The organism is Alteromonas sp. ALT199, from assembly GCF_018619335.1.
Lineage (GTDB): Bacteria > Pseudomonadota > Gammaproteobacteria > Enterobacterales > Alteromonadaceae > Alteromonas.
In genome coordinates, this window is record NZ_JAHHDX010000043.1 from 39633 (window position 1) to 63035 (window position 23403).

20 protein-coding genes are annotated in these 23403 nt (G+C 45.0%); 11 read left to right on the forward strand and 9 right to left on the reverse strand.

The genetic code is table 11. From position 1 onward, the window contains the following. The first annotated feature begins 3 nt into the window (after positions 1-3). Both KL866_RS04835 and KL866_RS04840 read left to right on the forward strand, forming a co-directional pair. The gene (locus tag KL866_RS04835) at positions 4-450 is read left to right on the forward strand and encodes a hypothetical protein (RefSeq protein WP_214993741.1); all 447 of its coding nucleotides are present in this window, start codon (positions 4-6) and stop codon (positions 448-450) included. A 16-nt stretch (positions 451-466) separates the two neighbouring features. After that, positions 467-1195, forward strand: a complete 729-nt coding sequence (locus KL866_RS04840; RefSeq protein ID WP_214993743.1) for a DUF3299 domain-containing protein — start codon at positions 467-469, stop codon at positions 1193-1195. Between the two features lie 18 nt (positions 1196-1213). Here KL866_RS04840 and KL866_RS04845 read toward each other — a convergent pair whose 3' ends face one another. From KL866_RS04845 to KL866_RS04860, 4 genes are all read right to left on the reverse strand, one after another. Then, positions 1214-2011 (reverse strand): 5'-nucleotidase, lipoprotein e(P4) family, encoded by a 798-nt coding sequence (locus KL866_RS04845; RefSeq protein WP_214993745.1) that lies wholly within the window; start codon positions 2009-2011, stop codon positions 1214-1216. Positions 2012-2074: 63 nt separating this feature from the next. After that, a complete protein-coding gene (gene folE2 / locus KL866_RS04850) occupies positions 2075-3016 on the reverse strand; it encodes a GTP cyclohydrolase FolE2 (protein WP_025257395.1) in 942 nt (313 codons plus the stop codon). Between the two features lie 92 nt (positions 3017-3108). Beyond that, the gene (locus KL866_RS04855; RefSeq protein ID WP_251139844.1) at positions 3109-3585 is read right to left on the reverse strand and encodes a MerC domain-containing protein; all 477 of its coding nucleotides are present in this window, start codon (positions 3583-3585) and stop codon (positions 3109-3111) included. 70 nt (positions 3586-3655) lie between these two features. Continuing rightward, positions 3656-4309 (reverse strand): DUF2796 domain-containing protein, encoded by a 654-nt coding sequence (locus tag KL866_RS04860; protein ID WP_251139845.1) that lies wholly within the window; start codon positions 4307-4309, stop codon positions 3656-3658. 90 nt (positions 4310-4399) lie between these two features. On the opposite strand from KL866_RS04860, the gene KL866_RS04865 reads away from it, so the two are divergent. Next, positions 4400-6823: a TonB-dependent receptor gene (locus KL866_RS04865; RefSeq protein ID WP_251139846.1), complete on the forward strand. Its 2424-nt coding sequence runs from the start codon at positions 4400-4402 to the stop codon at positions 6821-6823. Positions 6824-6862: 39 nt separating this feature from the next. After that, the gene (locus KL866_RS04870) at positions 6863-8263 is read left to right on the forward strand and encodes a 5-methyltetrahydrofolate--homocysteine methyltransferase (RefSeq protein ID WP_214993749.1); all 1401 of its coding nucleotides are present in this window, start codon (positions 6863-6865) and stop codon (positions 8261-8263) included. Positions 8264-8487: 224 nt separating this feature from the next. On the opposite strand, the gene KL866_RS04875 is transcribed toward KL866_RS04870, so the two are convergent. After that, positions 8488-8910, reverse strand: a complete 423-nt coding sequence (locus KL866_RS04875; protein WP_214993751.1) for a DUF4440 domain-containing protein — start codon at positions 8908-8910, stop codon at positions 8488-8490. Between the two features lie 614 nt (positions 8911-9524). On the opposite strand from KL866_RS04875, the gene KL866_RS04880 reads away from it, so the two are divergent. Next, the gene (locus KL866_RS04880) at positions 9525-10295 is read left to right on the forward strand and encodes a sulfite exporter TauE/SafE family protein (protein ID WP_214993753.1); all 771 of its coding nucleotides are present in this window, start codon (positions 9525-9527) and stop codon (positions 10293-10295) included. 78 nt (positions 10296-10373) lie between these two features. Here the strand turns inward: KL866_RS04880 and KL866_RS04885 are convergent, their stop codons facing one another. From KL866_RS04885 to KL866_RS04895, 3 genes are all read right to left on the reverse strand, one after another. Further along, positions 10374-12491, reverse strand: a complete 2118-nt coding sequence (locus KL866_RS04885) for a TonB-dependent receptor (protein WP_025257402.1) — start codon at positions 12489-12491, stop codon at positions 10374-10376. A gap of 70 nt (positions 12492-12561) precedes the next feature. Beyond that, positions 12562-12972 carry a hypothetical protein gene (locus tag KL866_RS04890; RefSeq protein WP_025257403.1) on the reverse strand — a complete coding sequence of 137 codons (411 nt, stop codon included), beginning with the start codon at positions 12970-12972 and terminating at the stop codon, positions 12562-12564. Positions 12973-13034: 62 nt separating this feature from the next. After that, positions 13035-14369 carry a sigma-54-dependent Fis family transcriptional regulator gene (locus KL866_RS04895; RefSeq protein ID WP_214993811.1) on the reverse strand — a complete coding sequence of 445 codons (1335 nt, stop codon included), beginning with the start codon at positions 14367-14369 and terminating at the stop codon, positions 13035-13037. A gap of 151 nt (positions 14370-14520) precedes the next feature. Here KL866_RS04895 and KL866_RS04900 point away from each other — a divergent pair, with 151 nt between their 5' ends. The 6 genes from KL866_RS04900 to KL866_RS04925 all read left to right on the forward strand — a co-directional run bounded on the left by KL866_RS04900 (position 14521) and on the right by KL866_RS04925 (position 21839). Further along, positions 14521-15129 carry a DUF3365 domain-containing protein gene (locus KL866_RS04900; RefSeq protein ID WP_214993755.1) on the forward strand — a complete coding sequence of 203 codons (609 nt, stop codon included), beginning with the start codon at positions 14521-14523 and terminating at the stop codon, positions 15127-15129. 337 nt (positions 15130-15466) lie between these two features. After that, positions 15467-17047, forward strand: coding sequence for a cytochrome ubiquinol oxidase subunit I (locus KL866_RS04905; RefSeq protein ID WP_025257406.1), 1581 nt, complete (start codon positions 15467-15469; stop codon positions 17045-17047). Continuing rightward, entirely contained in the window at positions 17044-18180 is a 1137-nt protein-coding gene (cydB, locus tag KL866_RS04910) for a cytochrome d ubiquinol oxidase subunit II (RefSeq protein WP_214993757.1), read from the forward strand. Before KL866_RS04905 ends, cydB begins: the two co-directional genes overlap by 4 nt. 10 nt (positions 18181-18190) lie before the next feature. After that, a complete protein-coding gene (gene cydX, locus KL866_RS04915) occupies positions 18191-18304 on the forward strand; it encodes a cytochrome bd-I oxidase subunit CydX (protein WP_012519975.1) in 114 nt (37 codons plus the stop codon). Positions 18305-18483: 179 nt separating this feature from the next. Beyond that, entirely contained in the window at positions 18484-20256 is a 1773-nt protein-coding gene (locus KL866_RS04920; RefSeq protein WP_081765866.1) for an ABC transporter ATP-binding protein/permease, read from the forward strand. Beyond that, the gene (locus tag KL866_RS04925) at positions 20253-21839 is read left to right on the forward strand and encodes an ATP-binding cassette domain-containing protein (protein WP_214993765.1); all 1587 of its coding nucleotides are present in this window, start codon (positions 20253-20255) and stop codon (positions 21837-21839) included. The genes KL866_RS04920 and KL866_RS04925 overlap by 4 nt, the downstream gene beginning before the upstream one ends. Here the strand turns inward: KL866_RS04925 and KL866_RS04930 are convergent. Beyond that, on the reverse strand, positions 21829-23403 hold the full coding sequence (locus tag KL866_RS04930; RefSeq protein WP_025257410.1) for a sugar porter family MFS transporter: 1575 nt from the start codon (positions 23401-23403) through the stop codon (positions 21829-21831). The genes KL866_RS04925 and KL866_RS04930 overlap by 11 nt on opposite strands.

Sequence of the window (23403 nt, forward strand, 5' to 3'; positions counted from 1 at the left end):
GAGATGAAAAAGACACTAGTTGCAGCCACAGTCTTATCAAGCCTAATAGCATTTTATAGCACTGCATGTGAACTACACGCAAGCATGGGGAATATGCAGTTTGGTTTTCAGCACCCTATGATGCAGCAGCATTTGGCGACGGCGAAAGAGCCGCTTATCTCGCTTAATATTGATAGGAAGCGTGAAGTCATTAAGCTTGAAGAATCTGCTGTACCGTTGCGATTTACAATTCCCTCGAACTATAAAGAAGTGAGTGTAGATGTATTGGCAAGCGACGGTGTAACGCTACTTTCACCACAGCGATTCACTCTGCTTTCAGCTAAAGGCGAACAAGCTATTAGCTTTCAGGCCCAAAAAGCAGGTACACACGAGCTCGTACTTAAAGTGTATGCACTTAAAAAGAATGTGCCGGTAACTTACACGCGTAAAGTCAAAATTTTAGCGAGTTAAAGTGCTTGGAGAAAGTATGAAGCGAGCCACTTTTTTTTCATTGGCCTCTCTTGTAGTTTTCACAGCATTGGGCACGTTGGTAGGGCTGGGGCTCAGTGGCAAATTGAATAGCGTTATTGAAAGCTTGTTTGATAATAACGCCGTTATTTACCAAGACGGTAGCAGATTAAAATCAGCTCAACAATATATGCCGCTATCCTGGGATGCGCTCTTACCTGAAGCCGAAAAGGCGTTATTGGGCAAGGCCCAATCTACTAAAAATTCGCAACAGAATTTACCTCTTCATGAGCAGGTATTTCAGTCTATTCAGCGTACGTTTGACGACGAGTACCAGCAAGCGCTTATCTCAGTTAATACGGTAGATTCATTTAACGGTAAGTACATCGAGCTTAGTGGGTTTATTGTGCCTGTTGAAGCTAATGCAGAACGTGAAATAACGGCATTTTTCATTGTTCCATATTTTGGAGCGTGTATTCACTACCCGCCGCCCCCACCTAATCAAATTGTGTTTGTTTCATTGAATAATGACCATCAACAAGGTGGTATTAGTGGAATAGACATCCAGCAGGCTTATACCTTCTCGGGTAAGTTTTCTACAGGACTTTATGAAGACCCTCAGGGAACATCAGCTTACTTACTGGATGTGTTAGAAATAAAGCCCTATAAAGGGCTTGGAAATGGCATAGACGATGAAAAAGCAGAATTAGGAAACGGCGCTTTTCATATAGAAAGCGATAATCGTTAATTCTGCGTTTTTAGTTAATTACCAAGAACCGTACATTGGGTTTGGCAGAATGAAAATCTCTGTGCCAACTTGTGGCATGAGCGAGTCCACATTCGCAGACTCTTGGGTTACGCCGCCCACATCTTCAATATTGTCGCCAATTTGCATGATAATAGTGTGAGGTGCGGCCCACGTAGATGACGCGTCTTTAGACGTATTTGAACATGCGATTTTACCTTGAGTAAGCTGTGTTCTGCGTAAGTCTTTGTCATTAACCATACCTTCTTGTCCGACTGCTTCTTTGTCTGCAGCAATGCGGCCAACCACGCAAGTATTGCTGGTGGTAAGCGGTAGACCTTGCGCCAATAGGTTTGCCCAAGTGTGGTTATCAAGAGTCTTATCACGATTCGTAATAAGCGCCACTTTTCCATTTCGCTTAACAACCTCGTCGATAAAATCAGCGACGCCAGGCACCAGTGTGGCTTCTTCACGCTTTACCCAATCAGCCCAGCTTTTTGATGAATAACCCAAGCCGTTACTCTCGCGCTCTTTTTGGTAGGTACTATTGTCCAGCACGGTTTCATCAACATCCATGACTACAACGTCGCCTTCAGCGAAACGCGTTGGCAGTGCGGCAATTGCCTGGTTGTAAACAAAGCTTGAGAGGACAGGGTACTCTTTGCTACTGGTTTGGTATAGCACAGCGTTAGAAAGCGTATGTGCTTTTTCACCCGCCAGCGAGGTTGATGGTGTTGACGAGCATGCCGCGATAACTGACACCGCAGCGCTAATGCACGCTAGTTTGCTGATATCAGTAAATTTATTAACAGATAACAATGTTATTTTCCTTTTATCGTTTCTTCTGCCTGCGTATTTCAACATACATAACCACGTATGAACTTATCGATGAACTGGGCCTGATATTTCAGCAATGGCGTCGTGTGCATGCAGACTTTCTTGATGTTCTACTTTTACACGAAAGTAGGTAGCTTGGTAATACGTACTTAACGCGGCATGTAGACGTCTTACCGAATCTTCAACAAACATTAGGTTTTCTGCATTACGTTTTGCAAACGCCTGCTCATCTTCCCGCTTAACCGCGGTTTGTAGCGGCGTGCCTAGCGCGTTCTCTACTAAATCAATAATACCAATAAAATCAGGAATATCTTTGTTAGCTAAGTCCAAAGTTATGTCGGCAAAAGAGCGCTGCGCATGAGCTGTGGCGATGCTGGCTTGTTTAGAAGCCAGCCAAGCGCCCACTTCTTCTACAGTTAGCTGCTGCCCCTCAAATTGCTTGCTCTCAAATTGCGTCGCAAAGGCTTCTGCAAGCGCTTTGCGTGAAAGTGATGCAGAGCACGGGCACGTACTGGAATAAGGCACTCTTAGCTTAAGCTGCGCTTTGTAATGTTCTGATGAACGCATTACATACAGTGAAGCAGGGTAGGACTGATACCCTGACGTTTTGCTAATAAGCGCTGGGCGCGACACGGTGAGTTCAAAATGCAAATTTAACTGAGCGCTTTTACTGAGCCCATCTTGTGACTCGATAAGCGCGTTCATTAAGCTTGTTAGTGCCGACTTGTGAAGGTCCTTATTGCTCAAGTACTGCTGAAGTAGATTGTACAAGCGAGACATGTGAATGCCTTTGGCGTTGGGATGATCTAAACTTACTGTCACATCTACTTTTGCCTGGCTTGCTAGACGCTCTCCACGTTTACCTAACACGTGAAGCGGTATTGCAATACCCTGCATACCAACACTATCAATAGCAGGAACTTGAGCAGTAGATTGCTCAGTTGTGACATCGGGTAGTACCGTGTCGCGATGATTGAAACTAGACAAAATTACCTCTGACTAAAACCTTAAAGACCCTTACATCGCTATATTTGTAAGCGTCGCTCAAAAGAATACGCGTTTTTGAGGAAGTGATGAAGCTAATAGGTGTGTGATTGTGCTGTCTCGTGCTCTTCGCAGGTCGACTTTCGAGTATATTTTCTAAGGCGATAATTAACGATATGCGCACTAACGATAATAGATGAAGCAATTACCGTTATAATGACTTCACCATTTTCACCAAGTACTTCGTGTCCCAAACCTAGCCATTCGACGAGCAGCGGACTGCTTAATAATGTGAGGCCGAAAGCGCCAGCTAGTACTACCCATTTACTTCTATGATGTAGATAGCCCACTGAAAGCGCAAAGGCGCCAATAGGCAGTACAAAGAACAGCAGTATCTGGTGGAAAGTTTCATCATTGAGGATAGATACACTTGCTAATGCCGGTATAGAAATCAATAGAATAGGCGTTAGTAAGCAGTGGATTACGCAAAGCGATGAAAGGATCATAGCGAGTCTGTCTGAAATAAACTGCACTTTCGGCATTGTGCTGACTCCTTGAGATATTGAATTCATAGTATTTCCAGATATTGCTAGCGCGCATTTTCAATTTTTGAAACATGCGCCTGAGAGAGTGAAAGAATGACTAGTTGCTAATGGATAACCTAGGCTGACTTGATGTTATTTCCATCGCGCCTTGCCCTTTGTTGGTTACCCAAATTGCATTAACGTGCTGCAGGCTTGGCCAATTGGCAAACCCTGTCATCTCAATACGATCCAACGGGCCTTGGCAGCTAAGCAAATAGGCCACGCGAAAATCAGAATGGGTGTTGTGATGGGCGTCGCTTTCGTGTTCACTGTCATGCTCATCATGCTCATCATGCTCATCATGCTCATCATGCTCATCATGCTCATCATGCTCATCATGCTCATCGACCATCTCCCAAGGGCTTTCAAGGGCGGTATCGAGTAATTCACATGTGCTGCTTAGGGTAAAGATGTCGTCAAAGCGCAGAAAAGTGCTTCGCGTTTCTTCATAACGTTTTTTCTCGTTGGCCGTGGTTGGCTTGTACTCAAAACCCAACACGTCGGCTGCAGGCAACTGAAGCACAAACTGCCACTCATTTCCGGCCTGCAAAACTTGTAGTTTACCTTCGCCATGCGTATGAGGTGCAGCATGAGCAGTTCCGGTACTCGTTCCCACTAAACTCATTCCGGCAAATGCACTCACCTTAAGAAAAGCTGAAGAGGTACGCAGTACCGTTTTAGATTTTTTCCACGTAATAGAAATGGTTTTCATTTTTACCTCTTGCGTAAGTGTTACAGTATAACATACCATAAAAACAAGGTTGATACATTATCACATTACACGAATTCAGAGGTTAGAATAATGAAACTGTCTCGATTGGCGTTAAGTTTGTCGCTTTTAGCGCCTGCGTCGCTATTAGCGTCCCCGTCAGTGCTAGCACAAACACTTTCTGGCACGGTAACCAATGCATCCGGAAAGCCCCTCGCCAATGCCACTGTTGAAATTGAGGCGCTAAAGCGTGTTACCAACACCAATGAGCTGGGTGAATTTACTTTCTCTGACGTAGAGGAAGGTGACTACGCGCTGCATATATTTGCATCTGGTTTTGCTCATTTACATGAAGAGGCGAACACTGCGGGTGGCACTAACTTTGTACTAGCGCGAAGTGCTATTGAAGTGATTGATGTGCATGCCACCCCTATGCACTTGTCTGTCATGGAGTCGGCTACGCCGGTGAGCGTGTTATCTGGTGAAACCTTACGACGTCAACAAGCTGCCACACTTGGCGATACGCTAGAGAAACTGCCTGGCGTACAATCTAACTTTCATGGCAACGTTGCAAGCACGCCAATAATTCGAGGCCTCAGCGGTCCACGCGTATTGATCACGCAAAACGGTTTGGATGTGAGCGACGTTTCCCGTGTTGGTCCAGACCATGCGGTAGCAAGTGAAGCCTCAACCGCTAAACAAATTGAAGTGCTGCGTGGGCCAGCCACCCTTTTCTTTGGAAGCGGTGCAATAGGCGGAGTGGTTAACGTGGTTGACCAACGGGTGCCAACCTCCACCGAAACCCGCGGAGAATTTTTACTAGAAGCCCAAACCGTCAATGACCAGAAATTGGGTACCTTCAATGTTACAACAGGTTCAGAAAATATAGGATTCTATGCCGACGGTTTTTATCGCGACTCAAATGACTATGAAACCCCAATGGCGCCTGATATTGACGACCCGGATGGCGAACATGTAGTTGAGAACAGTAACGAAGAGTCCCACGGATTTACGTTAGGCACCAGCTACCTATTTGACCAAGGTTATGTTGGTGTAGCGGTAGAAAGGTTCGAGCGAGAGTACGGCGTGCCTGGTCATAGCCATGGTGATGACTCATCAGTGTTCGCTGATCTTGAGCAGACTAAGTATCAACTTCTCGGTGAGTACAACTTTTCTCATGATTTTTTGCAAAGTGTTCACTTTAGAGCAGGCTATACCGATTACGAACACGCTGAAATAGAAAGTGGTTTTGTCGGTACTACGTTTAGCAATGAAACCGAAGAACTTCGCGTTGAGCTATTGCACAAACCCATTGCCGGCTGGCGTGGCGGTGTAAGTCTTCACTACAAAGGCGCGGACGTTTCGGCACAAGGTGAAGAAGCTTTTACACCGCCTTCAGAAATGGAGATGTTCGCTATAGCTTTGATGGAAGAACGCCATTTTGGTGACTTCTTGGTTCAGTTGGGGGCCAGAGCGGAACGAGTAACACTAGACGCTTCGAGTGTGCTGCTGCCTGAGTTAGATGCTCACGACCATGACGATGAACACGAAGAAGACGAGCATGATGATGAACACGACCATGATCACGATCACGACGATCACGACGAACACGAAGGCAGTGAGTTTGTTCGACAGTTCGAGGTAGACCAAGAGTTTACGCCTATATCACTATCAGCGGGTGTGGTTTACACCATTAACGAAAACTATAACGTGGGTGTTTCACTTTCTCGTTCAGAACGCGCACCGTCGGCTTCTGAACTCCTTTCTTTCGGCCCGCATATTGGCACTCGTACCTATGAAATTGGCGCCTTGTTTGACTTATCAGAGGAAGGGGAGTTTGTGCTCTCTCAAACGGCTATCGATCTTGAGACGGCCAACAATATTGACCTAACGTTCAGAAAAACACAGGGCGATGTTGGCTTTGTATTTAATGCTTTTTATAACCAAGTAGATAACTATTATTTCCAGGAAGAAACTGGCTTATTCGCTGAAAGTGGTCATGACCATGATCATGGAGAAGAAGAGCACAGTGATGAAGAGCACAGTGAAGACGAACATAGCGATGAACTACCTGTTTATCTGTTTGGTTCAGCTGACGCTATTCTTCATGGTTTTGAGTTACAAGTTGCATGGCAAACCACTGACAACTTAAAGCTCGATTTCTTCGCCGACTATGTTAAAGCTCGCCTAAAAGATGGTGGCGCACTGCCGCGGACTTCGCCAATGCGAGTGGGGACACATGTTGCCTACACCCTCGACAACATTCGAGCCGACTTAGACATTACGCATTTTGCCAAACAAGACGACATCTCAACCTTCGAGACTGAAACAGACGGTTACACCCTTGTTGATGCATCGATTACCTATGACATTCCAATGGGTGACGTCGACTTATCTGTTTACCTGAGCGGTGAAAACCTCACAGACGAAGAAGCGCGCGTTCACACTTCATTTTTGAAAGATATTGCACTCCGTCCAGGCAGAACCTTTGCCTTTGGCGTACGCGGTTATTTTTAAAATCAGCTTAAAAAAAGAATTATTGATAGGGATACACACATGAAAACTAGACTTACGCTAAGCGCTATAGCCAGTGCGCTTTTGCTTGCAGGCTGCGGTGATGCAGAAACCAATATTGTAGAGCTGGATCCTATTGAGGTACCAGAGGATGATCATGATCACGATGACGACCATGATCACGACGACGATCACGACTCAGACTATGAAATAGAAAGCGAAGGCAGATTAGTAGTCGCCGATGCTGCTTCAAATACGCTTACCGTTTTTGATTTAGATGATGATTCAGTGCTTGATACCTTCTCTGCAACCCATGATGGAAGCAGTGTAAGCGCCTCAGCAGACTATCGCTTTGCGGTAATTAACAGTCGAGCAAACGGGTTAACTGAATTTCTTGATGGTGGATTGTGGCGTGAAGACCACGTAGAGCACCTGCATGACTATGAAGAAGCCCCAAGTTTCTCTGATTTTTCACTAGAAGGCAGCCAGCCTACCCACGTAATAACACACGATGGTCAGCTTGCTGTCTTTTACGATGGTGATGCCGATACTAGCATGCCAGCTGCGGTAAAAGTGGTAACTGATACGCAAATTGCCAGCGAAATTACTGATGTGCCTACTTTGGAATTTACCGTGAATATGCACGGCGTCGCCGAACCGCGTGGGGATATGCTAATTAGTACTGTGCGTCGAGATGATGCACAGTCTCGTTCAGCCAACACTATCTTGCCAGACAGCGTTGCGGTATACCACTGGCACGATGGTGAGTACGAAGAAGAGCAACGTTTTGATGGTGAATGTGCTGACTTACATGGTGCTGCTCAAAACGAAATCGCTGTGGCTTTTGGGTGCAGCGACGGAGTGCTGGTACTCAATGAAGATGATGAAGTATTTACCAGCGTGCTTATCGACAACATCGATGATCTTGGCGACCTGCGCATTGGCACAATGTATGGTCATGAACACGCAGAAGCCTTTATTGGTATTGCTTCTCAGCACGGCGGTGGTAGTGCCATTTTGGCTAATGTGTCGCCTGTAACCAGCACAATGAGCGTAATTGATTGGCAGCCAGAGACTGATGCTCATGCAGTATCATACGCTTTCTCAATGGGCGGCGAATTCTTTGCTATTTTAGATGACAAAGGTTTTGTAACGCTGCTAGAAGCGCATGAAGAAGACGGTGATACTCACTGGGAATTTGCGCATAAAATTGATGTAGCCAGTGCCAGCGCGGCTAACCTAACAGACGACCAGTCGTTTAGCATGGCGGCATCACAGCATGAAGAAGCCTTGTTTGTTGTTGACCCTGTTACTCAAGCTATCCTTGCCGTTGATTTGGAAACCGAGACCACTGAAACCTTGCTTGAACTAGACTTCGAGCCTGCAGGTGCAGTTTGGTTAGGTATTGCTGAAGAACACGAGCACGACGACCACGATCACTAATCTGACGAAGTGTTTTACAAACGCTAATAGGTGTTTGAATCTAGCAATACACAAATTAAGGGCATAGCGATATGCCCTTATTTTTTGAATTTTTCATATTCATTATGCATTCGTTAATTTCGTTTATAACAGCCCTCGCGTTATTCTTCGCCTTATATAAAAAAACGTCTGTTTCTCAATTGCTTTCTACCGTTATTGATTCTGAATTCCTATGTTGGTGTAGGTCACGCAAAATCCAACAGATCGGTACCGAAGAAGTTATCGATGATACAGCGCCATTCACCAGTCGCATCTTTTTGCAAAACATAAACAGCGCGCTTGCCTTCGCAGGGTAGGGCGTGGGGTGTGGCTTTGGGCACAAGGTAAAGCTTGGCTACCACTAGCGCTACGTCACCGGCTTGTATTACCCGTTCATCCCCAGTTGTAACAAAATGGTCTGGCATAAATTTTTTTTGAAATTTAAGTAGTGCGTCAACGCAGACGCGCTGCGTGGCGTCTTCTTCAGTGGTTTGATTTTGCGTTGAACCGGACATGGGGGTAGCGACCACCTTTGCATCGCTAGCATAACATTGGGATAAGGCGTCTTGATCGCCGCGGTTTACTGCGTCGTGAAGCTGCTTCAATACGTGAGATATTGGGTTGTTCATGGCTGTCGTTCCGTTGTTTTTACCGCAAGACGAGCCAATAAAAAACCCGCCTTTGCGGCGGGTTTAGTGAATTCTATTAACGCACTAGCTAACCCGCCTATTCCGTAGAATAGCGAGAATAATAATCAGCGCAGAAGCTGAGTAAACAGTATGTGTATTCGTGTTTTTAGGCATAGTATTTAAAAACAGTGTGCTGCTAGTGAGTATTTAGTGGCCTGAGTATCCTGCGCACTAAAGAGAAAGTCAATGTGTTTTTCAGGTACAGAACTTAGACCTAAGTTAGTCAGTTAGTAAGCGGAAAGAATTGGTCTTAGTCTAGCTTAGGCTTCAAATATGGTAATGCGATTAATCGAGCCCGGCTTTAAACAGTCATAGATGTCTTTATCGGTGAAGCCGCTGTTGTGGAGAATTTGCCTAGCTACAAGCTTGGCATCTTTTGTACTGTGCTTGTCGCATATTATCTGAAGTGCTTTGTTTTAATAACTAATAGAAGGCATGATGTATAAACCTACGCGCCACGCGTTACCATTATATGATATTGAAACGATATTGTGTGGTGTTGTGATCACTAAAGCCTCGCAAACAGCGTGACGAATTAAGGTGGATTTTGACTCTTGGAGTTACTTTATAGCTGGTTAACGGCCAACGATACATTATCGATATCATCGTCGGTGGTACTTGTTGTTACATCGTTTTTTACGTCAATGATGACAGCAACACTAGGTATTGGAGGCGGGGTGTTATTGCTGGCGGTAATGGCCGGCACCATGCCTATTAGCGCACTGATCCCAGTTCACGGGCTAGTGCAGCTGGGTTCAAACGGAAACCGCGCACTGATGACGGCAAAGCATATCGACTGGAGTATGCTGAAGTATTTTTCTGTAGGTGCAATTATTGGCGCTTTTCTGGCGTCATTTATTGTGGTTCAGTTACCGCTAGTTATCATTCAATTTGCAGTTGCCGCATTTATTTTATTTTTAGTGTGGGGAAGTAAACCCAAAGCACAAGAAATGAAACCGGCGGGTAGAACGTTGGCGGGGTTGATGACTACATTGGTTTCAATGTTTGTTGGTGCCACGGGGCCTTTGGTGGCGGCGTTTGTACATCGAAATAATTACAACAAAATGCAGATTACCGGCACGTTTGCCAGCTGCATGACACTCCAACATGGCCTTAAAGCCTTTGTTTTTACCTTTGTAGGTTTTTCTTTTGCGCAGTGGGCGGGGCTTATCATCACCATGATTGGCAGTGGTGCGCTCGGTACGTTTTTCGGCTTGAAGGTGTTAAAGCGAGTTCCTGCAAAAAAATTTATACTGGTGTTTAAAGTTGTGGTGACGCTGTTAGCCCTGCGCCTGCTATGGCAAGCTATAACAAGCTTGTTATAGAAAAAAGAGCTTAAGAAGTTAGCTTCTTAAGCTCTACATTTTCTTAGTCTGTTTTTGTTGCTTGCCTTTGGCTTTTACTTAAAAGCGATAGCTCAGCGATAGATGCCATTCGCGCCCAGCACCAGGTACACGCTCACCTACTTCAACATCGGCATTCATTACGCGGTTAACGCCCGCTGTGTGTGGGGCGTATAGTTTATCGAACAGGTTATGAATAGTTGCCGTAACCTGAAGATTTGACTGCGCATTATCAAAAAGCGTTAAAAGGCCCGAGATATGAAATAAGCCATAACCTGCTGTGGATGCTTCATTTTGCAGTGCCGAGATATGGTTTTGTGCACCTGCTAATTCAGATGTAAGCTGCATCTGAAGCGGCGCATCAAACACTAGCGTATTCCATTGAACTGTTGTTGTTAACTGCTCTGGCGCAATGCGAAACAAAGCATCGTTAATGTCATCACGGTTACCATGCTGAATTGTTGCTACTGCTCGCACGCTCAGGTTTTCACTAAGCTGACCTTGCACCGTCATATCCGCACCTTTTATAACAGCGTCGGTATTGGTCCACTGGAACGGCTCTGTACCAGCCATCATGGTAGATACCATGTTTGCTGCCATATTCGAACTGGGTGAACCTGTTATGTAATCCTCTATATCTTGATAGAAAAGGCGCGGCGATATAGTCCAGTTTTGATAGGTGTAATCAACACCCACATCTAATTTACGCGCAGTTTCATTGTCTAATTCAAGGTTACCTATGTAGTTAAATCCGTCAGCCATGCCACCAGAAATGCCAAGTGGCAGCCAGGTATAGCGCTCGAAATAGGTAGGGGCACGATTTTTCTGAGAAATACCAAGGACTATATCAAGAGCGTCGCTTGCATGGTATCGGGTGGTAGCGGCTATATCTAACATATTGTAGTTTTTGTCACGCTCAGCGGCGTTGAAATTACTGACTAACGTAGCAATTGCTGGGTTCATCATCACCATGTTAGAACCCGCTTCTCCGGCATCCATATTAACGCGGGTGTATCGCGTACCAAGCGTAGACGAATACGCTTCTTTATTTACTGCCCATTGGGCGTAAATACTCGCGGTATCTCTTTGTACATTAGTAAAGTTATCTACAAAGAACATACCGTTATTGGGGTTAGTAATAACAGAGTTGTTACGGCTGTGGTGCAGATAAGCACCCAATTCAAGCTCACCACTATTTAACGGCATAACGTACTTGGCATCTAGCCCTTGAGCGATAGCGTCAGCATTGTTTTCTCTTGCCATGCTCTCAGACATCACCATGCGCTGGGAAAAGTTATCCATGGCATGTTGGTTACTGTTACCAAACCAATTTATAGCAAAGTACTCTGCTTCGCCGACGTTATAGCGATAACCTAGTCGGTACCATGCTGCATCAATAAAGCCTATATCCATGGCAAGCGCTGGTGTTCCGCTTTCATTTGTATTGAGCTGTTGGTAGCTAGCGTCGAATTGGTGTTTTCCCCATTCATAGCCAAGTCTAAATTTGCCGCCATTTCTTTGGTAGTGGCTATTAGGTATAACGCTGTTATCGCCTGATTCTCGTTCGTCACGCTGCTGATGCATGAACGCGCCGCTAACGAAGGCTTGGTCGGTTTTGTAAAGTACATTGCCCTGGTATTGTTGCCCGCTACCCGGGGCAATTAAGCTGGCATTTACACTGCCAGTAGCACCGCTTCCTAAAGCGAAAAGCGACGCCGCATCGGCGTTAATGCGAAGCTTGCCGCCTAGTGTTTGTACCCCAGCGCTCACCGGTACAATACCGCGATACAAAGTGGCGGTAAGTCCTGGCTCTGGAAGTACGTGGGATAATGGCGAGTCCATGGAGTTAGGGCCTGCGCCTGCTATATCAACACCGTCGATGGACACCCCGACTCTATTGCCAAACAAACCTCGGTATTGAATAAGGCCTGTAACTGGGCCGTTTCGGGAAACAGATACCCCAGGCAGTTGCGCTAACTGATCGCCAAAATCAGCATCTATATTGGTTGCGGCGGTTACCGCTTCTCGCTCGATTTCTTTTGTATTGTCGTTAAGCGAAGAGCCAATAACTGTAATGACTTCCGTTGAAGCACTGTCAATGAACTCGGATGCGTTTGCATAAAGGTGTGTAGATGTGCAGGCAGCTGAAACAGCGAATGCCAGTAAAGAATACTTCATAACAATTCCATTAAATAAACGAACTATGTGCATGGTGAAACCATGCGCGTTAAGTGTGTTTTAGGTTTTGTTACGCGAAAGGTGGAGCGCGGCCTAGTGGGGCGGCAAACGCAAATAATGTGTAGGGCGCTGCTGCAAGGCGAGATACTAAGGCGCGATAGCGCACAAGGGATAGTACCGCCATCGAATCTGCCGGTGCATTGTCAATATGAGGAAGGTCTGCCAGCGTACCGTTGGTACAGTCTACATGCTCGACAGGTGCTTTTAGCAGCTCTGGGCTAATATATACAAACTCACCTTCAAGCTCTGTGGCACTAAGCGATATGTAGCGCATGGTTTTGCCTGTACAGATAAGCTCGATGTCGTCACCCACCAACCCACGCGCATGCTGCATAGTATGCGAAGCAAGGCCAAGCGCTAATGCATTTTGCAAAAGCATACAAAGGCAAAGTGTTAAGGCTATCAGGCGTTTAATCGACATTTTTTATCTTTTTAGATTGCGCACGTTCATCATAGCTTGTGAAGACAGTTTATTTCCACTGATTAATAGTGTTCTTTGATACCGGCTTTCTTAAGTTTTCGATAAAGGGTGCGAGTACTTACGCCTAATTGCCCGGCAAGTTGGTTTATATCGCCTTCAAACCCTTTAAATACGTTTTCTAGATAAACCGTTTCTACTTCATCTAACGTCATGACTTTATCTATGGGGAAAAAGCCTTTTCCTTCTACGTTATTTTGTGAGTGGTCGTTAGTTATTTTATCTACTTGGCTTAGCTCTTCGCCTGTTAAATCATCGTCAAAATCAGGTATGTCAGATTCGTATATTACGGTTTCATCAGCGAGCAATATGGCTTGGTCAACGATGTTGCGCAGTTCTCGAATATTGCCGGGAAAACAATAGTTAGTCAGTTTTTCTAAAGCATTCTTACTAAATCGCTTTTTTTCTTGTGATTGTGAGAGAAAGTGCTTCGCGATTAACGAAATGTCTGACTTTCGCGCCCTAAGCGAGGGAAGGTTAATGGGAAAACCCGCAATTCGGTAATACAGATCTCGTCTGAACTCACCTTTTTCAACTAACTGCTTTAAGTTCTTATGTGATGCACAAACAAGTCGAAAGTTTGCTTTCTTTGTAACAACACTACCCACTGGGCGATAGGTTTGGGTCTCGAATAATCTTAGCAGTTTAACTTGCATAGGTAGCGGTATATCACCGACTTCGTCAAAAAATAAAGTGCCACCTTCAGCCGCTTCTACCAATCCTTTTTTATTGGTAGTCGCTCCAGTGAACGCCCCTTTTTCATAGCCGAATAGCTCACTTTCAAGTAAAGAGTCAGACAATCCGGTGCACTCAATCACAACAAAAGGCTTGCCTGCACGACGACTGCTAGAATGCAGTGCTTGCGACACCAACTCTTTTCCGGTGCCAGTTTCGCCGTGCAGCAATACGGCTATATCTGAATTTGCGGCGCGATTTATTTTGTTCAGCATAGTTTTAAATGCTTCAGATTCGCCTATCATTTTCCCTGCTGCAGGACGATTAGATGCAAATGCAAGTTTGTCCAATATTTCTAAGTAACCTAATAAGTCGCCGTTACCGTCGAATATTGGGCGCATCAAGATATCGCAATAACTTTGACCTTCGCTAGTGGTATGAATATGAACAACACTAGCCGCTCTGCTAGTTTTTTTGCTTTCCAGCATGGGGCACTGTTCGCCGCACTGGTCACAGGGCTTACTATTTCGGTGTGAGACCTGATAGCAAGTACTATAACCAAGCTTAATATCAACCGGATAGGTGTCCCGGTAGGCGGCGTTGACAGCTTCAATGATGTAGCTCTGATTGATGAAAATAGCCGGTTTATCTATTGCATCTATCATTGCTTGTACAATTGATATATTCATTATTCGTGCATTAGCTAATTCTAATTTTATCTTATCAATTTAACATATTGGCACAAAGCTTGTTCTCTGTTTGAGATAAATGACTTGGCCCTAGTGCCAGTAACTTAGCTAACAGGATCGTTATTTTATGAATAAATATGTAGCTTTATTAGCGTTGGGTTTGTTGTTAAGTGGATGTAATATATATGAAAAACCTCAAATTAATAGCGCTGATAAAAAAAGTGGTGAGGAACAAATAAAAGTTCAGCAAGCCAAAGCGCATGTAAAAGCTCTTGGCACAGGGCTAAAAACGCGACTTCAACAGGCTATAAAGACTGGCGGCTTGGAAGCAGGTGTAGAAGAGTGTCAATTAGCTGCAGGCCCCATTGCTGATACTCTGAGTCAAGATGGGTGGCAAGTAGGGCGTACATCATTAAAAGTAAGAAACCCAAATAATGCGCCGGACGTTTGGGAACGTGAGCAGCTAGCGTATTTTTCCGGTCTTTTGGATAAAGCCAAGTTGAGTAATGAGCAGCCACGGAAGCCTCTAGATACCTATCAATACGACAGTGAAAGCGGAGAGTTCCGTTATATGATGGCTATTGAGCAGGGCCAAATTTGTATGGCGTGTCACGGCAGTAATGTAGATCCTGCTGTGAAAGAGGTTATTACAAAACACTATCCTAATGACGAAGCTACGGGGTTTAATCTTGGTGACTTACGCGGAGCTTTTACGCTTAGCTACAAGCCTCAATAGTTATTGGCTTCATCTGCCAACAAAAACACTTTTCCTCCCAAAGCTACTCGCCATATGTTGTGTCATTTTTGTCGGTAAATTGACAAAAATGACGCAGCTGTCATATGAAACTCTTGCGATGGATCAAAGTGCTCGATTCTCTACCGTGGAATAATTCTTCTGCAGTGTACGAAAATAGCCTTCTCAAAAATACTCCGCTTTTAAAAGCTAATAGTTTGGCGAGTGGCATAAACCGTGCTCTAGCAATACAGAGAATTCAGTAAATATTCGCTGAATACCAAAAAGTTAATTTACTTCAGGCGCTTGCCGCGCACACGAGAGAAAAGGGAGATAACCCATGAGCGATACGTTAATAGAACTATCGCGGTGGCAATTTGCATCAACTGCAATGTTCCACTTTATTTTTGTACCCCTAACGTTAGGGCTTAGCTTTTTACTTGCCATTATGGAATCCGTTTACGTAATGACAGGTAAAGAAATATACAAGCAAATGACTCAGTTTTGGGGCAAGCTGTTTGGAATTAACTTTGCCATTGGTGTAGCTACAGGCTTAACTATGGAGTTCCAGTTCGGTATGAACTGGTCTTACTATTCTCACTATGTGGGCGATATCTTTGGGGCACCACTGGCTATTGAAGGATTGATGGCGTTCTTCTTAGAATCGACATTCGTAGGTTTGTTCTTCTTTGGCTGGGACAAAATGTCTAAGGTTAAACACCTTATGGCTACCTGGTTAGTCGCTATCGGTTCTAACTTTTCTGCGCTGTGGATCTTGATTGCCAACGGCTGGATGCAATACCCAGTAGGCGCTGAATTTAACTTTGAAGCCATGCGTATGGAAATGACCAGCTTTGCTGAAGTTGTTTTCAACCCGGTTGCACAGGTTAAGTTTGTTCACACTGTATCTGCAGGTTACGTTACCGGCGCTATGTTCGTGCTGGCCATTTCAAGCTACTACCTGCTTAAACACAAGCACATCGCTTTTGCACGTCGTTCATTCGCTATAGCCGCGAGCTTTGGTTTAGCGGCGACCTTATCAGTTATTGTGTTGGGTGATGAAAGTGGCTACGAGCTTGGTGACGTACAAAAAGTGAAGCTGGCTGCTGTCGAGGCTGAATACGAAACTCACCCAGCTCCCGCACCGTTTACCGTTTTCGGTATCCCTAACGACGAAAAAGAAGAAACCGAATACGCACTTCAAATTCCGTGGGCGATGGGCATTATTGCTACCCGTTCGTTTACTGAAGAAGTGAAAGGAATTAAAGATTTAAAAGAGGAAAATCGCGAGCGTATTCTAAACGGCATTAAAGCCTATGAAGTGCTTGATGACGTAAGAAACGGCACCGCTACAGCAGAGCAGCGCGCTGCCTTCGAAGCGAATAAAGACAGCCTAGGTTACGCTATGCTGCTAGAGCCTTTTACAGATAACGTTTCTAACCCTTCAGATACTGCCGTTCAACAAGCTGTTGACTACAGTATTCCTCCTGTGGCGCCGCTATTTTGGAGCTTCCGCATCATGGTTGCTGCAGGCTTTATTATGCTTGCCCTATTCTTATGTGCTTTCTACTACAGCACAAAACATAAAATTACTCAGCCTCGCTGGCTGCTAAAAGGCGCGCTCTATGGTTTACCATTGCCTTGGATTGCCTGTGAAGCGGGCTGGTTCGTTGCCGAGTATGGTCGTCAGCCTTGGTCTATCGCAGAAGTACTGCCGGTGCATACCTCTGTGTCTAACTTAGCTATTAGCGATGTGGTAACCACTATCGTGGCGTACACCGTTTTTTATACAGTTATGTTTATTGTTGCTTTTTACTTAATGAAAAAGTTTGCGAAAAAAGGTCCAGTCCCACCTGAGGATAAGCAGCATGAAAGTGAGCTTGATTTAATCGACCTTGATAACCAGGGAGCAAAAGCATGATTGATTACGAACTATTAAGAGTTATCTGGTGGGGCCTAGTTGGCGTTCTGCTCATTGGTTTCGCCGTGACTGATGGCTTCGATTTAGGTGTGGGTGCATTGCTTACCCTTATCGGCAAGAATGATAAAGAACGTCGTGTAATGATAAACACTATTGGACCACATTGGGACGGTAATCAGGTGTGGTTCATTACCGCTGGTGGTGCAATCTTTGCTGCTTGGCCGATGATTTATGCTACGGCGTTTTCAGGTTTTTACCTTGCTTTAGCGTTAACGCTAATTGCTTTATGGATGCGTCCAATTGGGTTTGATTATCGCAGCAAATTGCCTAACCCGCAGTGGCGCAAAGCTTGGGACTGGGCCCTGTTCGCGGGCGGTATCATTCCTGCGCTTATCTTTGGTGTAGCGTTCGGTAATTTATTATTAGGCGTACCTTTCGAGCTAGACAGCACCCTGAAATCAACTTACTCAGGGTCGTTCTTTGGTCTGCTAACGCCTTTTGCCTTAGTAAGTGGCGTATTGTCAGTAGCGATTTTGTTAAATCACGGAGCGACATGGCTTCAAATGAAAACCGACGGTTTTATTGAGGTTCGCGCTCGAGCGGTATCGGTAGTGCTTAGCTTAGTAGGTGTAGCACTGTTTGTTATTGCAGGTTTTTGGGTGGCATTTGGGCTTGATGGTTTTGTCATTACATCCGCAGTAGATACTATTGCCACGTCAAATCCGCTTAAGAAAGAAGTTGCGATTGAAGCAGGCGGCTGGATGAGCAACTACAGCCAATACCCCTTCATGATGATTGCTCCTGTTTTAGGTATTGCCGCGGGCCTTGCCTGTGCTTTCTTCTCTAAAAAAGGCAACGCGGGTATGGCGTTTGTATCAAGTGCACTGTTTATTACTGGCGTAATTCTCACTGCTGGCTTTTCAATGTTCCCATTCCTTATGCCGAGCATCACCATGCCAGAAGCGAGCCTGACTGTATGGGACGCAACGTCTAGTCACCTAACGCTAAACGTTATGTTTATTGTGGCCTGTATCTTTGTTCCTATTATCTTAAGCTACACAGCATACAGTTTTTACGTAATGCGCGGTCGCATTAAAAGCGATGATCTCGACCAATCTCATACGATCTATTAAGGAGAGTGTTATGTGGTATTTTGCTTGGATTTTAGGTGTTTTACTGGCGTGCTCTTTCGGCATTATCAACGCAATGTGGTTAGAAGCTACAGAAAATATGGATAGACCGGAAGACCAAGAGTAGAAGTGGAAGTAGGCTGGCTGCAAGAACACGCCGTGAACCCGTCCACGGAGGCTTTGCGGCCAGCCCACCACCCCTTCGAAGAGGGTGAAAAAGAAATGAAACAACGAAAAAGATAGAAACGAACAGTGATTAAAGAAAAGGTTCCCAACAGGCAAACACTTACTCAGTGGTGTAAGGATATGGATAGCGCGCACACGCTTGGCTTGCGCCGTTCTCTTATGTCACAAGTCGTAGTTAAGTGTTTGTCGCTTTTTTCTTTAATTATTGGCTTTTACTACTTTTCTAACATTGCACAAGACTGGGTGGTGAATAAAACACCCGCGTTACAAAGTGATGTAGCGGGCTTATCTGTTTGCTTGGGAATAACCTGGGTGCTTCAAGGCGTAGCGAATCGCTTGTCGTGCCAAGCGAAAGGCTCGGTGCTCAACAAGCTGGAGCAAAAGTTAAGTAAGGTGTTTGTTTCCCGCCAACATGCCTTGGTTCGACAGCACTCAGTTTATTATTGGCAAACGCTATGGTTACAGCATCTACAAGCTTTTACAGATTGGGCATTGGAATATCGTGTTCAGCAAACAATAGCCGTTGTAGTGCCTTTATTAGCATTAACCGTAATTTTTTATGTCAATCCGGTAATTGGTTTTGGGTTACTTATCACACTTCCTGTTGTACCGCTTTTCATGATTATTGTGGGAAAAGGTGCGGCTGCACTGCATCGTAAACATTTTGTTGCTCTTGAAAGGCTAGGAAGCTTGTTTACAGACCGTTTAGCGGCGCTACCTATGCTGGCAAATTTTCAGGCACACCAAAGACAGACAGTTCTGCTAAAAGAAGCGAGTGAAAACTTAAATACCCGTACCATGCGCGTGGTCAGTGTCGCGTTTTTATCTAATAGCGTACTCGACTTTTTTGCCACGCTTGCTGTGGCGTTGGTTGCGGTATTTATTGGGTTTTCGCTACTTGGTGAGCTTGAAATTGGGCCTTCTATAACCTTGCAGCAAGGCTTATGGGTTTTACTTACCGTACCTTTACTACTAAGTGAAATGAGAAAACTTGGGCAGATATATCATCAAAAAGCACAGGCTGAAGCAGCGCAAGAAGAACTGGCTCCCTTGTACTCAAACGTGCCCAATACGGTTCTACTACAATCTCATGCTCAAAGCGCCGATAACCCTGAGGAAATGTCACGGTTGCTAGATGCATCTAACTTCAACGTGTTCGACTTGCGTGACCCTGCTTCAATTAATGGAGGGCACGTACAACCTGCCTTACTAAATGCTAGCTCCTTGAAAATTTCAAAAGGCGATAAGGTGCTCCTTAGTGGGAAATCTGGAGCGGGGAAAACCTTATTGCTAGAAGCGCTTAGCGGTCAAAGGCCGGCAACTCATAAATTCGAACAGTCAGTAGTGTGGATCACGCAGCACCCTGTTATTACGCCAGGTACAGTGCGAGAAAACTTATGCCTTAACGATAATTATTCTGACGACACCTTAGTTAAAGCTCTTCAAAATGTTGAGCTTGAAACCTGGCTAGCACTATTGCCCTACGGGCTTGATACGGTAATGACAGACTACCCTCAACTTTCTGGCGGTGAAGCACAACGATTGTCACTGGCAAGAGCGCTATTGCGTGACGAAAGTATCTGGCTTCTCGACGAGCCAACTGCGCATTTACCCGATGAGCAACATAATAGGCTAGCTCAGTTGATTAAGCGTTTAGGCGAGAGCAAAACGTTGATATGGGCCTCTCATAAAGCATTGCCAAGTAATTGGTTTAATCAGTTTTGGTCGATTGAGAAAAAAGCGTCGATAAGCCATGAAAAAAGCAGATCGGGTGATGAAAAAGGTGATTGTGACGTAGGCAGCAGCAATAGCAATGCAGTTAGTGTAGTGAAAGTAGTAAATAGTATTGTAAATAAAAAAGGCGGCCTATCAGAAAAGGAGCGTAAGTTTTGAGTAACGATAAACCCGCTTATCTAACTATACTACTTGCTCTTTTACACGGCATAGCAGGGGTTAGTATTCTTGTTATTTCTTCGTGGTTTATCGCGATTAGTGCTATTGCCCCATTGGGTTTTAACTATGTAATACCTGCTGTGGTTATTCGTGTATTGGCCCTTCTTCGTATAGCGTCAGGTTATGCCAGTATGTGGGTTGGACACAACGACTTGCTAGCACGTATTGCAAAAGAGCGTTTGCTCGTTTTTCGCCAGCTAGAAAACAATCAAATTGCTGATAAGGCGTACACCACGGAAGCATTAGCTCAGCATACCGAGGAGCTGGCGGGTAAATGGATTGCATGGGTTGCACCTTTATCAAGCGTGATATTTATATTCTCAGGCTTGTGCGTTACGGCAATGTACTTCGCCCTCCCTGGAACATTTTTTATAGTGGCACTGTTTGTTACCTGGTTAGCTGCTGTGGTAGTGCAGGGCTTGGGCGCATTAACTATTGCGAACGAGGCCAATAAAGCAAACAAGCAGTTTCGTCAGCAATCTGCCGACTTTTTCAATCGCAGTGCCATTTGGCACCTCGACAAATCGATGGTTCAAAGTGACGCTGCAGCATCAAACCCCAAGAGCAACAAAATACCGAGTGCTAACCAGGTATGGCGCTATCAACTCGCGCAAAAAGCTAAGGCACAAAGTGCAGCGTGGTGGTTTCAGGGTATAGCGTTTTTATTTGTTACTTTAGTTATGTCCGGTGTTTTACCCGTGACCTCGGCTTTTGTATTTGCGCCTGTCGCTATAATTGTACCTATGGTCTTATTAGCGGCACCAGACTGGGCAAGTACTGGCTTTTTAAGTGTAAGTAAATTTGCGCAGTACAAACAAAGCGTCGGTGTCCTCAAAAAACTAAACGCTACGCCAATTAAGCAATACCGTGATAGAGAGATAAAACATTCACTTAGTTTGATTCAGTATTCGGCTAAGGGTCGTCATGCAAGTATGGTTAATGCGTCGCTACCGGCGAAGGGTACTGTTTGTATTTCGGGAGCATCAGGATGCGGTAAGTCATCGTTACTACAGTCAATTATTGGATTATTGCCAGCAACAGGGCAGCGTGAAATAGATGGGGTAAGCATGCCAGAGGGCATGGTGACAAACTGGCGCTATGTAGAGCAGGAGCCTATTGTATTGTCGGGCAGTGTGTCGTTAAACCTAGATCCTGCAGGTAACAATATTTCACAACATGACATGAGTGAATTGTTGACTCAGCTTGGGTTGAAAGAGATTTTGCCCTTAACGAACTGGGTAGGTAAAGCTGGAAGACCTCTATCTGGTGGAGAGCAAAAACGTTTGGCATTAGCTCGCGCAATATTAGCAAAACCACCAGTTCTTGCCGTAGATGAGCCTTTTGAAGGGTTGGATTCTTACACACAACAAAAGGTGAGCGAGGTACTAAATAGTCTTTCTGCTACTACATTGATTTTAGTTGCATCCCACACAACACCAGACGCACTTAATGTAAAAACGCACCTTCAACTAAGCGAAGCAAATACTAAAACCTTGTTGCACACAAAGTGTGCTACTTCATAGCATCGTGTTCAAAGTTTCTTGTAATGTCTTCTAAGCTTCTTCCCTTAGTTTCAGGAAAGAGCTTAGCAACCAAAATTAAGCTGATTAATGCAAAACTGCCGTAAATGGCAAATGTTGTGGCTGCGCCTAAGTTTGCTAATTCCCAAGGAAAGATAATTTGAACGAGAAAGCTGGTTAATGAGTTAATGACGCCCACCAAAGAAATAGCTAAACCGCGAGTTTGATTAGGGAAAATCTCGGCAAGCATTGCCCACATCACAGGGCCTAAAGACATAGCAAAAGAGGCGACAAACGCAATTATGCCAAAGAGCACCAAGGGCGCGTTCATATTTATACTACTAGTAAGCAATGGCTGCTGGTAGGTATCAAACTCTTCACTTGATAGAACGGTGTTAAGTGCCCGTTTAAACTCCACGTCCGAATAATACACATCGTTTGTTAGAGGCTCTAATTTACTTGCTACACTGGGCGTCTCTTGTTGGATAGTACTAACGGCAGCTTGCTGGACTTGGTATGTGGCTTGTTTAAACCCATAGGTGCATATAGCCATACTTATCACTACCCCAGAGAGACCTATTAACAGCAAGGGCTTTCTGCCCCACTTATCAATTGTCAGCATAGCCACTACAGTGAAAGCCACATTCACCACGCCAATCCAAACCGCCTGCATGAAAGCGGCGTTGGTACCTACACCGCTTTGTTCAAAAATAGTGGGTGCATAGAAAAAGATAACGTTGATGCCGGTAATTTGCTGTGCAATGGCAATAATGATTCCCACCATCAAAGGAAAACGCATAGCTTTGGCTTTTAAAAAGCCAAGGCGCTCACGTAGTGACCAAGACTTCTCATTAAGCGAAGATGCAATATCCTTAACCAAGGCATGGGCTTGCGTCTTATCGAAAAGGCGGTTTATCACCTGCTCTGCTTCTTCTTGCCTACCTTTTAATACCAACCATCGAGGGCTGCGTGGGATAGTAAATAGCAGGCCAAACCACAGTGCGGCTGGAATGACTTCAAGACCTAGCATGTAGCGCCATAGATGAGCGTCTAAACCCCAATCGGTAACCCAAGCTGCTCCACTGCCGCTAAGCTGCAGCAAGTAGTAGTTAGTGAAATAGGACAGGGCGAAACCAAACACAATGTTGAGTTGATTCACCGATACCATTTTTCCACGGTTTTGTGGTGAGCTAATCTCTGAAATATATAGTGGGGCAATGATTAGCGAGCAAAATGCTATGCCGCCAATAAACCGAGCAAGCACTAGCAGTTCGAAATTAGGGGCGAGGGCAGAGCCTATGGATGAAAGTAAATACAGGAAAGCGACAAGAATGAGGGCTTTTCGTCTGCCGATAGCATCGCTTATGCCGCCCGCAAAAAGCATGGCAACAAGTGCGCCCAACGTGGGTGAGCTGACTACAAAACCTTGCTGCCAATCACTTAGGTTAAACTCTGCGTCAATAAAGCCATTGGCTCCGGCTATTACGCTGGCATCAAAACCAAATATGAACCCACCAAGGGAAACAATGAGCGTGTAGTATAGCGAAGGAGACAGGGCTTTATTCAT

Coding starts and splice junctions, on each gene's coding strand:
- KL866_RS04835 (WP_214993741.1), top strand. CDS start 4: ATGAAAAAGACACTAGTTGCAGCCACAGTCTTATCAAGCCTAATAGCA.
- KL866_RS04840 (WP_214993743.1), top strand. CDS start 467: ATGAAGCGAGCCACTTTTTTTTCATTGGCCTCTCTTGTAGTTTTCACA.
- KL866_RS04855 (WP_251139844.1), bottom strand. CDS start 3,585: ATGAATTCAATATCTCAAGGAGTCAGCACAATGCCGAAAGTGCAGTTT.
- KL866_RS04860 (WP_251139845.1), bottom strand. CDS start 4,309: ATGAAAACCATTTCTATTACGTGGAAAAAATCTAAAACGGTACTGCGT.
- KL866_RS04865 (WP_251139846.1), top strand. CDS start 4,400: ATGAAACTGTCTCGATTGGCGTTAAGTTTGTCGCTTTTAGCGCCTGCG.
- KL866_RS04870 (WP_214993749.1), top strand. CDS start 6,863: ATGAAAACTAGACTTACGCTAAGCGCTATAGCCAGTGCGCTTTTGCTT.
- KL866_RS04875 (WP_214993751.1), bottom strand. CDS start 8,910: ATGAACAACCCAATATCTCACGTATTGAAGCAGCTTCACGACGCAGTA.
- KL866_RS04885 (WP_025257402.1), bottom strand. CDS start 12,491: ATGAAGTATTCTTTACTGGCATTCGCTGTTTCAGCTGCCTGCACATCT.
- KL866_RS04890 (WP_025257403.1), bottom strand. CDS start 12,972: ATGTCGATTAAACGCCTGATAGCCTTAACACTTTGCCTTTGTATGCTT.
- KL866_RS04895 (WP_214993811.1), bottom strand. CDS start 14,369: ATGATAGATGCAATAGATAAACCGGCTATTTTCATCAATCAGAGCTAC.
- KL866_RS04900 (WP_214993755.1), top strand. CDS start 14,521: ATGAATAAATATGTAGCTTTATTAGCGTTGGGTTTGTTGTTAAGTGGA.
- KL866_RS04905 (WP_025257406.1), top strand. CDS start 15,467: ATGAGCGATACGTTAATAGAACTATCGCGGTGGCAATTTGCATCAACT.
- cydB (WP_214993757.1), top strand. CDS start 17,044: ATGATTGATTACGAACTATTAAGAGTTATCTGGTGGGGCCTAGTTGGC.
- cydX (WP_012519975.1), top strand. CDS start 18,191: ATGTGGTATTTTGCTTGGATTTTAGGTGTTTTACTGGCGTGCTCTTTC.
- KL866_RS04920 (WP_081765866.1), top strand. CDS start 18,484: ATGGATAGCGCGCACACGCTTGGCTTGCGCCGTTCTCTTATGTCACAA.
- KL866_RS04930 (WP_025257410.1), bottom strand. CDS start 23,403: ATGAATAAAGCCCTGTCTCCTTCGCTATACTACACGCTCATTGTTTCC.